The organism is Elstera litoralis, from assembly GCF_000963705.1.
Lineage (GTDB): Bacteria > Pseudomonadota > Alphaproteobacteria > Elsterales > Elsteraceae > Elstera > Elstera litoralis.
The window spans coordinates 1-8,152 of sequence record NZ_LAJY01000327.1; the positions used below are offsets into that span (position 1 = coordinate 1).

Consider the following 8,152-nt stretch of genomic DNA (forward strand, 5'->3'; position numbering starts at 1 on the left):
GTCCACAAGAAGGTGATAACATAAAAAATGTCACCATTGGCCTGAATTTTTGCGAGAATATCTTGCACGCTCGTCCCGTCCCTGCTTTTCGTTCGCTGGTCCTGAAGCCCGCCCTAATCCTTGAGGGAACCGAGACTCACAGTCCAGAGTGTCGCCGCCCCAGTGTAAAGATTAGGTTAAGACTGTGTCATACAGCCCGCCTATTTTTCTCATACGATATGACACAGCCGGTCCGTACCTGGCTACCTGTTATCAATACGAAAAGGGGCCAGATTGAGGTTGCGCATATGAAAATCGACCAAACTCGCCCGGTGGCCGACACTGAGAATGCTCACCGCAGGATCGGCGCAGAGCGCTTGATACACCGCAGTTTCCGAGGTTTCGTCGAGCGCGCTGGTCGCTTCATCGAGAAACAGCCAGCGCGGGCGATGCAGCAAGGCACGGGCGATGGCGACGCGCTGCTGCTCGCCCCCGAGAGGATGTGCGACCAGAGGGCGACATCCTCTAAACGCGGCAGCAAATGGGCGAGTCCGAGTTGCTCCACCACCGCCACGAGGCGCGCGTCGTCCACCGTTTCCGGCGCGGCCGGATAGGTCAGCGCCGCCCGAAGAGTGCCGAGCGGCAGATAGGGGCGCTGCGGCAGGAACAGACAATCTGCCGCGTCCGGCATCTGGAGGCGGCCTTCCGCATAGGGCCAAATCCGCGCGAGCGCCCGTAGCAGCGTGCTCTTCCCGCAACCGGACGGGCCGGTAATCAACACGCGCTCGCCCGCCGTAATCGAAAAATCCAGCGGCGACAGCAAGGCTTGCCCGTTTGGCAGGAACAGGCTGAGGCCCTCAGCCTGGAGCTTGTCAGGCGTGGTAATGCGCGTCACCCGATCCGCAGCTTGGCTTTTCTCGATTTGCTCGACGGCTGCAGTGAAGGTCGTGAGACGATCCACCACCGCACGCCACCCCGCGATGGAGCTATAGGCATCGACCAGGAAGGAGAGCGCGGTTTGCACCTGCGCGAAGTTCTGGCTGATCTGAATCACGTCGCCAAGCTTGATCTGTTGGGCGAAGTAGCGCGGCGCGGCGACGATGAAGGGGAACAGAATGGCGGCCTGTCCGTAAACCGAGGTGGTCATGGTCAGTAGAATCGTCCGACGCATGATCGCCTTATAGTTCGTCACCACCCGGCTAAAAAGATCGGTCAGCGTATGCCCCTCTTGGGGTTCACCGCGATACAGCGCGATACCTTCGGAGTGGTCGCGCACGCGGATCAAGGCATAGCGGAAATCGGCTTCCACCCGCTCCTGTTGGAAATTCAAGCCAATCAGGGGGCGGCCGATCTTATGGGTAATCCAGGTTCCGAGAAGCGCATAGAGCAGCGCCGCCCACAGCATATAGCCGGGGATCGTGATCTCCGTTTCGCCGAGAGAGAAGCTGAGCGGCCCGGATTGCACCCATAGCAGCCCGGCAAAGGTGACGAAGGTTACGATTGCGCTGAGGAGACCCAGCGACAGCGTGAGCGTGATCGCCGTTAACTGGCTCACATCGTCGGACAAACGTTGATCGGGGTTGTCGGCCTTGGCTTCCCCGAGTTGGAGACGGTAATAAACCTGTTCAGACAGATAACGGTGCAAAAAATTTGCCAACCAACCACGTCCGCCACTTAATCGTGAGCATCTGGTTCATATAAATGCGCAGAATTTGAACGCTAATATAGATTGTCGCCAGACGCCGAAGACGAGGATTTCGGTTTTGAAGGTCGGATAGTCCAGCTCTTGCAGGGCATTATAGAAGCGCCCGTACCATTCGTTGAACAGCACATTGACATAAACCAGCCCGAGATTGATGCCGACCAGAAAACCCAGCAACCCCCGCGCAACCCACCGCTGGTCGCCGAACCAATAGGGGGCGATCAAACGCCAAAGATCGTGCCAAAAGCGCGGCGGGGTGCGCTGATCGTCGGACATGAAGGCAATACTCCCAAAAAACCTAAGCCTTAACGGTGTAGGGCGAGCAGAGCAGCCGATCAAGGCAGGATCGGGGCAAATCTCGCCGCCTCGCCCTATCGTTAACGTAAAAGAGAGTCTTTTAACGGGAATAACGACGCGCTATGCTGGCCGGTAAGGCGGACGCCAAAAGTCCGCCATCATTCTCGGGAGGAAATTATGCGGAAGCTGGCTCTGGCCGCCTTGAGCGGATTATTCATGTCAACCGCAGCCCTGGCTGCCGGATCACCCGCCGATCTTTCGGCGCAATGGCTCACCGAAGGCGGCAAGTCGCGCGTCGAAATCGGCGCTTGCCCGAATGCGCCGACACAACTCTGCGGTAAAATCGTTTGGCTGCGCGAGCCGACCAACCCGGATGGCTCGGCCAAGGTCGATAAAGAAAACTCCGACGAAACCCTGAAAAAGCGCCCGATTCTCGGCCTGCAAATGCTGCGTGACTTCAAATGGGACGGCGAGAAGTGGGACGATGGCTATATCTACAACCCGGAAGACGGCAAGGAATACGATAGCGTCATCCGCATCAAAGGCCCCGGTGAGTTGGAAGTGAAAGGCTGCGTGCTGTTCATCTGCAAGCGCCAAGCCTGGACTGACCCGAAAAAGGGGTCGTAAACTCGCATCACGCGATCTTGTCGGCGGCGGGTCTGGCCCCTATGATCCCGCCGCCATGACATATCAATTCAGTCACCGTCACCTGCTGGGGATCGAAGGGCTCAACCCGCTCGATCTGCGGTATCTGTTAGAGCGCGCCGAAAGCTACGTTGCGCTGAACCGTCAAACCGAAAAGAAGATCGCCACTTTGCGCGGGCGGACGATCATCAATCTGTTTTTCGAGAATTCAACGCGGACGCGCACCAGCTTCGAGCTGGCGGGCAAGCGCTTGGGGGCCGATGTCATCAATATGTCGGTGGCCTCCTCCAGCGTCAAAAAGGGCGAAACGCTGATCGATACCGCCATGACGCTGAACGCCATGCACGTGGATGTGCTGGTGGTGCGCCACGGCGAATCGGGCGCGCCGCATCTTTTGGCCCGCAAGCTCAACTGCGCCGTGATTAACGCGGGCGACGGCACCCACGAGCACCCGACGCAAGCGCTGCTCGATGCCCTCACCATCCGCCGCCGTAAGGGTCGCTTGGAAGGGCTTATCGTGGCAATTTGCGGCGATATCGCCCATAGCCGCGTCGCTCGCTCCAATATTCTGCTGCTGAACGCTTTAGGGGCCGAAGTGCGCGTCGTCGCGCCGCCGACGCTGCTTCCAGCGGAAATCGACCGGCTCAACGTCCGCGTCTTCCACTCGATGCGCGAAGCTTGGTCGATGCCGATATCGTCATGATGCTGCGCCTGCAAACCGAACGGATGCAAGGTGCGCTCATCCCCTCCATGCGCGAATATTTCCACTTCTTCGGGCTCGACCGAGAGAAACTGGCCGTCGCCAAGCCCGACGCCGCCGTGATGCACCCCGGCCCGATGAACCGCGGCGTCGAGATCGACAGCGACCTTGCCGATGATATCGACCGCAGCCTGATTAACGAGCAGGTGGAAATGGGCGTCGCCGTGCGCATGGCCTGCCTGGACGTGCTGTCCGAGCGCCTGCCGACGACCGAGGGGGGAAACTAGACATGGGCCAGCCCCCTCTTCTCGTTAAAAACACCCGCTTGCTCGATCCGACCGCAGGCACCGACCGGCCCGGCGACGCGCTGATCCTCGATGGTAAAATCGCCGCGACGGGTACCGGCCTCACCGCGCCCGAGGGATCTGAGACAATAGATGCGGGCGGCGCTTGCCTCGCCCCCGGCCTCATCGATCTGCGCACCCACGGGCGCGATCCGGGCCAAGAGCATAAGGAAACCCTGCGCACGCAAGTGGATGCCGCCGTCGCGGGCGGGATCACGGCGATGGGCGTCATTCCCGATACCGAGCCGGGGATCGAAGACCCAACCTCGGTCGCGTGGCTGGTTCAGCGCAGCCGGGCGCTCGGCAAAGCGCGGGTGCTGCCCTATGCCGCCATGACGCAAGGGCGCAAAGGCCAGCAACTCACCGAGTTCGGCTTGCTGCAAGAGGCGGGCGCGGTCGCCTTCGCCGATGGCGCGAAAGCCACTACCGACGCGCTGGTGCTGCGCCGGGCGCTCGCCTACGCCCGCACCTTCAATGCTGTCCTCTTCACTCACCCCGAAGACCGCGCCCTCACCCGCCACGCCTGCGCCACCGAGGGCGAGTATGCCACCCGCCTCGGGCTTCCCGCCGCCCCTGCTGCCGCCGAACTGCTGCAAGTGCAGCGCGATCTGCTGTTAGCCGAACTCTCCGGCGGGCGGCTGCATATCGGCCCGATTACCACCGGCGCGGCGGTCGAGGCCATTCGCGCCGCCAAAGCCAGGGGCGTGCGCGTGACCTGCGATACGGCGGCGGCCTATATCACCCTCAATGAAATCGCCATTGCCGATTACCGCACCTTCACCAAACTTAGCCCGCCGTTGCGGAAAGAGGAGGACCGGCAAGCGATCATCGACGGGCTCGCCGATGGCACGATCGACGCGCTCAGTTCCGACCATACGCCGGAAGATCAAGACGCCAAGCGCCTGCCGTTTGTCGCCGCCGAGCCGGGGATCATCGGGCTCGAAACCCTACTGCCGTTGGGCCTCGCGCCGGTTCACCAGGGCCGGATGCGCCTGATGGATCTGCTGCGCCGCTTAACGGTCGCCCCAGCCGCGATCCTCGGCCAGCCGGTGCCCAGCCTCGCGGTGGGTGCGGTCGCGGATCTGGTGCTGTTCGATCCCGATGCGCCGGTGCGGCTCAGCGCGGCAACGATGCGCTCAAAATCCAAGAATACCCCCTTCGACGGTTTCCCCAGTCAGGGCAAGGTTCTGGCTACGCTGGTGGATGGCCGCATCGTGTATCGGCGGCCCGCATGACCGACCCCTTGCTGTGGGTAGCCGTCGCGGTGGGGGCTTATCTGCTCGGCGCGATCCCCTTCGGCCTGATCCTCACCAAACTCGCAGGTTTGGGCGATATCCGCGCAATCGGTTCCGGCAATATCGGCGCGACCAATGTGTTGCGCACGGGCCGCAAAGGGCTCGCCGCTGCCACCCTGCTGCTCGACGGCGGCAAGGGCGCGGCGGCGGTTCTGCTCGCGCGCGGGCTGGTGGATGACGATCTTGCACCGCTGATCGCCGGGGTCGCCGCCTTCCTCGGACACCTCTACCCGGTCTGGTTGCGCTTCAAGGGCGGTAAAGGCGTGGCGACGGCCCTCGGCCTCTGGCTCGCCCTAGCCTGGCCCGTGGGGGTGAGTGCCTGCGGGCTATGGTTGCTGACCGCCTATCTCGGGCGGCGCTCGTCGCTGGCGGCCCTCGTCGCCATCGGGCTCACCCCGCTGCTCGCCTGGGGCTTCACGAGCCCCGCCGCCGCCCTGGCAGCTCTGCCCGTATCGGCCCTGGTTTTCTGGCGGCACCGCGAAAATATTCGGCGGCTCCTGGCCGGAACCGAGCCAAAAATCGGCAAATCCCAGAATAAAGCTTGAGAATCGATCCTAACAAGAGTCTCTATCCACCTGAAAAACCTCATGCTATAGTCGCAAATAGTGACACGTGAGGTCGCGGAATGACGCAAGATAAGAAGCCCGGTTTTCTGAAACGGTTGGCCGATGCGTTGTTCGAGGAGGAACCAGAGCAGAACCCGACGCAGCGCCCGAAGCCTGCCGCGCAACGTTCCGTTGCCGAGCAGACCGTGGGCGATCCGGCACCGGGGCTCGATCCCGCCTTTGACAATGATGAAGCCGCCCAAATCAGTGCACGCCTTGCGGCGGTGCAGGACGAAGATGGCCGCGTGGCGGTCAAGCGGGCCGCCGTCGATTGGGATTTCGACGAGGATTTCGGCGCGCTCGCCGTTGCCGAGAAGGCGACCGATATGGCCGTCTCGCAGGTTGTTTTCGCGGCAAAGCTGCAAGAGGTCATCGAAAAGGGTGATAAGGGCAGCGCCGGGAAGTTACAGCTTCTCAACCTGGACGAGATCAAGCGCGAAGCGGGCGACCGTTGGGAACAGATGGCCGAAAAGGCGCAAAGCATCGCCGAGCAGGTCATCCGCCACCGGCTCGCGCCCAGCGATGTTGTCGCCCCCTATGACGATCATAGCTTCATCGTTCTCTTCGCCGAACTGACCGAAGAGCAAGCCCGGCTGAAAGCCGCCGCCATTGCCCGCGAAGTGCGCGAGCGCCTGTTGGGCGAGTTGGGCGTGAAGGATCACGGCTGGGTAAAAGCCTTCGTGACCGACATCGAAACGCTTCAGAACGCGTCCGCCGGGGCAACGCCGGACGAGGCGGTACTCAGTTGGAACAAAGTATTCGAGGCGGAGGAGGATTGCGCCCCGCCCCTGCCCGGCCCGCAAACCATCGATGCCGACCTTCAATCGCGTCTTGGGGAAGTCGGTATCTCCTACCGCCCCACCCTGATGACGACCAAAGGCGTGATTGGGATTTATGCGCCCCATCTTCTGCGGCTCGACGCTTTGAACCGTATCTTGATGGGCGCAGCGGCCTTTCCCCACAATGACGCCGCTGTCACCTTCGAAATGGATAAGGCCGCCGCCAAACGCGCGGTCGATCAGGTTCGGATTGCGCTGAAAGCGGGGCAACGCACGGGCTTGCTGCATATCACGCTGCACACGAGTTCGCTCGTTACGCACTCCAGTGGGCTGATAATCGATATGTTCCGCGCTTTGCCGCCGGAGTTTAGGCGCTTCTTCATCATCGGGATCAATACGCAAACCCCCGGCGTGCCCCAAACGAAACTCTGGGAAGCGCTACCGGCGATTCAGCCCTTCTGCCGCAGCGTCACCGTTCAGGTGACGACCGAGTTTTCGGATTTCGACAGGCTGGCGCGGGCGAAAGTTTCCGCCGTCGGGATCGATCTGGAAGAGCCCGATATCGGCGAGATTACGCCAACGAGCCTGACCCGAGCCATTCTGCCGCTGGCCAAACACGCGACTAAGGCGGGGCTTCATTCCTATCTCTACGGCATCAAGCGCCGGGAAATTGCGCGCGCGGCCAAGGATGCCGGCTTCACCTACCTCAATGGCCCCGCGATTGCCGCCAATACGGCGCAACCTATAATCGCTTAAGCTGCTTGACCCTGGCAGAGCGCAACGGCACTCTGCGCGGGTTATGGCGACCGCTTATTCCCGAGAAGACCGGCTGCATCGGCTGCGCCTCATCCGCAGCGAGAATATCGGCCCGATTACCTTTCATCAGTTGCTGGCGCGCTTCGGCAGTGCCGAGCGCGCGCTTGCAGCGATCCCCGATCTTGCCAAGCAGGGCGGGCGCGGCAAGGCGCTGAAGCTCGCCTCCCTCGCCTCCGTCACGGCCGAAATCGACCGGGTGGCGGCTTTAGGCGGGCGCTTGCTGTTTCACGGCGAGCCCGATTATCCGCCGCTCTTGGCCCAATGCGACGATGCGCCGCCCGCCCTGTGCGTGAAAGGCGATGTGCCGCTGCTGCGCCGCCCCTGCATCGCCCTCGTCGGCGCGCGCAATGCCAGCCTCAACGGTCAAAAGCTGGCCGAACACATCGCGCAAACGCTGACCGAAGCCGGAATTTGCGTGATCTCCGGCCTCGCGCGCGGTATCGATGGCGCCGCCCATCGCGGCGGCCTTACGGGCGGAGCGACTGGGGCCGTGATTGCGGGCGGGATCGATATCGTCTATCCGCCCGAACACGAGGCGCTTCAGGCCGATATTGCCACGCGCGGCATTCTGATTGCCGAAATGCCGCCCGGAACCCAGCCGCAAGCCCGGCATTTCCCGCGCCGCAATCGTGTTATCGCCGGAATTGCGCTTGCGACCGTGGTGATTGAAGCCGCCGAGGGCAGCGGCTCGCTCATCAGTGCGCAATTGGCCGCCGATTATGGTCGGGAAGTGATGGCAGTGCCGGGCTCGCCGCTCGATCCGCGCGCCAAAGGCTCCAACAAACTGCTGAAGACCGGGGCAACCCTGGTGGAAGACGCGGGCGATATTCTCTCGGCCCTGCCGCTGTTGGGCGGGCAGCTTGCCGAGCCGCAGCCGGACCTGTTTCGTGCCCCGCCGCCCCCCGATCCGGAGGCCGCCGAGCTTGCCCGCGCCCCGGCCTATTCTGTGTGAGATGTTGTCACCATCGCCTGTCGCGGTTGACGAATTGC

At 62.4% G+C, this 8,152-nt stretch carries 7 protein-coding genes and 2 pseudogenes; 6 read left to right on the forward strand and 3 right to left on the reverse strand.

The features are described 5' to 3' along the window. Positions 1-242 precede the first annotated feature (242 nt). From VZ95_RS29325 to VZ95_RS24185, 3 genes and pseudogenes are all read right to left on the reverse strand, one after another. Complete coding sequence (locus tag VZ95_RS29325; RefSeq protein ID WP_408606087.1) at positions 243-737, reverse strand: ATP-binding cassette domain-containing protein; 495 nt, start codon at positions 735-737, stop codon at positions 243-245. After that, a pseudogene (locus tag VZ95_RS12865) lies at positions 680-1,636 on the reverse strand (ABC transporter ATP-binding protein/permease); the annotation flags it as partial. The pseudogene VZ95_RS12865 and the gene VZ95_RS29325, both read right to left, overlap by 58 nt. Positions 1,637-1,672: 36 nt before the next feature. Then, on the reverse strand, positions 1,673-1,957 hold the full coding sequence (locus tag VZ95_RS24185) for a hypothetical protein (protein ID WP_052711740.1): 285 nt from the start codon (positions 1,955-1,957) through the stop codon (positions 1,673-1,675). A gap of 198 nt (positions 1,958-2,155) precedes the next feature. Here VZ95_RS24185 and VZ95_RS12870 point away from each other — a divergent pair, with 198 nt between their 5' ends. The 6 genes and pseudogenes from VZ95_RS12870 (at position 2,156) to dprA (ending at position 8,114) form a co-directional block, all read left to right on the forward strand. Next, the gene (locus VZ95_RS12870) at positions 2,156-2,605 is read left to right on the forward strand and encodes a DUF2147 domain-containing protein (RefSeq protein ID WP_052711741.1); all 450 of its coding nucleotides are present in this window, start codon (positions 2,156-2,158) and stop codon (positions 2,603-2,605) included. 55 nt (positions 2,606-2,660) lie between these two features. After that, positions 2,661-3,610 (forward strand): annotated as a pseudogene (locus VZ95_RS12875) (aspartate carbamoyltransferase catalytic subunit). 2 nt (positions 3,611-3,612) lie between these two features. Further along, entirely contained in the window at positions 3,613-4,902 is a 1,290-nt protein-coding gene (locus VZ95_RS12880) for a dihydroorotase (RefSeq protein ID WP_045776203.1), read from the forward strand. Further along, a complete protein-coding gene (gene plsY, locus VZ95_RS12885) occupies positions 4,899-5,507 on the forward strand; it encodes a glycerol-3-phosphate 1-O-acyltransferase PlsY (protein ID WP_045776204.1) in 609 nt (202 codons plus the stop codon). Before VZ95_RS12880 ends, plsY begins: the two co-directional genes overlap by 4 nt. Positions 5,508-5,587: 80 nt before the next feature. Beyond that, on the forward strand, positions 5,588-7,102 hold the full coding sequence (locus VZ95_RS12890) for a hypothetical protein (RefSeq protein ID WP_045776205.1): 1,515 nt from the start codon (positions 5,588-5,590) through the stop codon (positions 7,100-7,102). A gap of 43 nt (positions 7,103-7,145) precedes the next feature. Next, on the forward strand, positions 7,146-8,114 hold the full coding sequence (gene dprA / locus VZ95_RS12895) for a DNA-processing protein DprA (RefSeq protein WP_052711742.1): 969 nt from the start codon (positions 7,146-7,148) through the stop codon (positions 8,112-8,114). Positions 8,115-8,152: the final 38 nt, after the last annotated feature.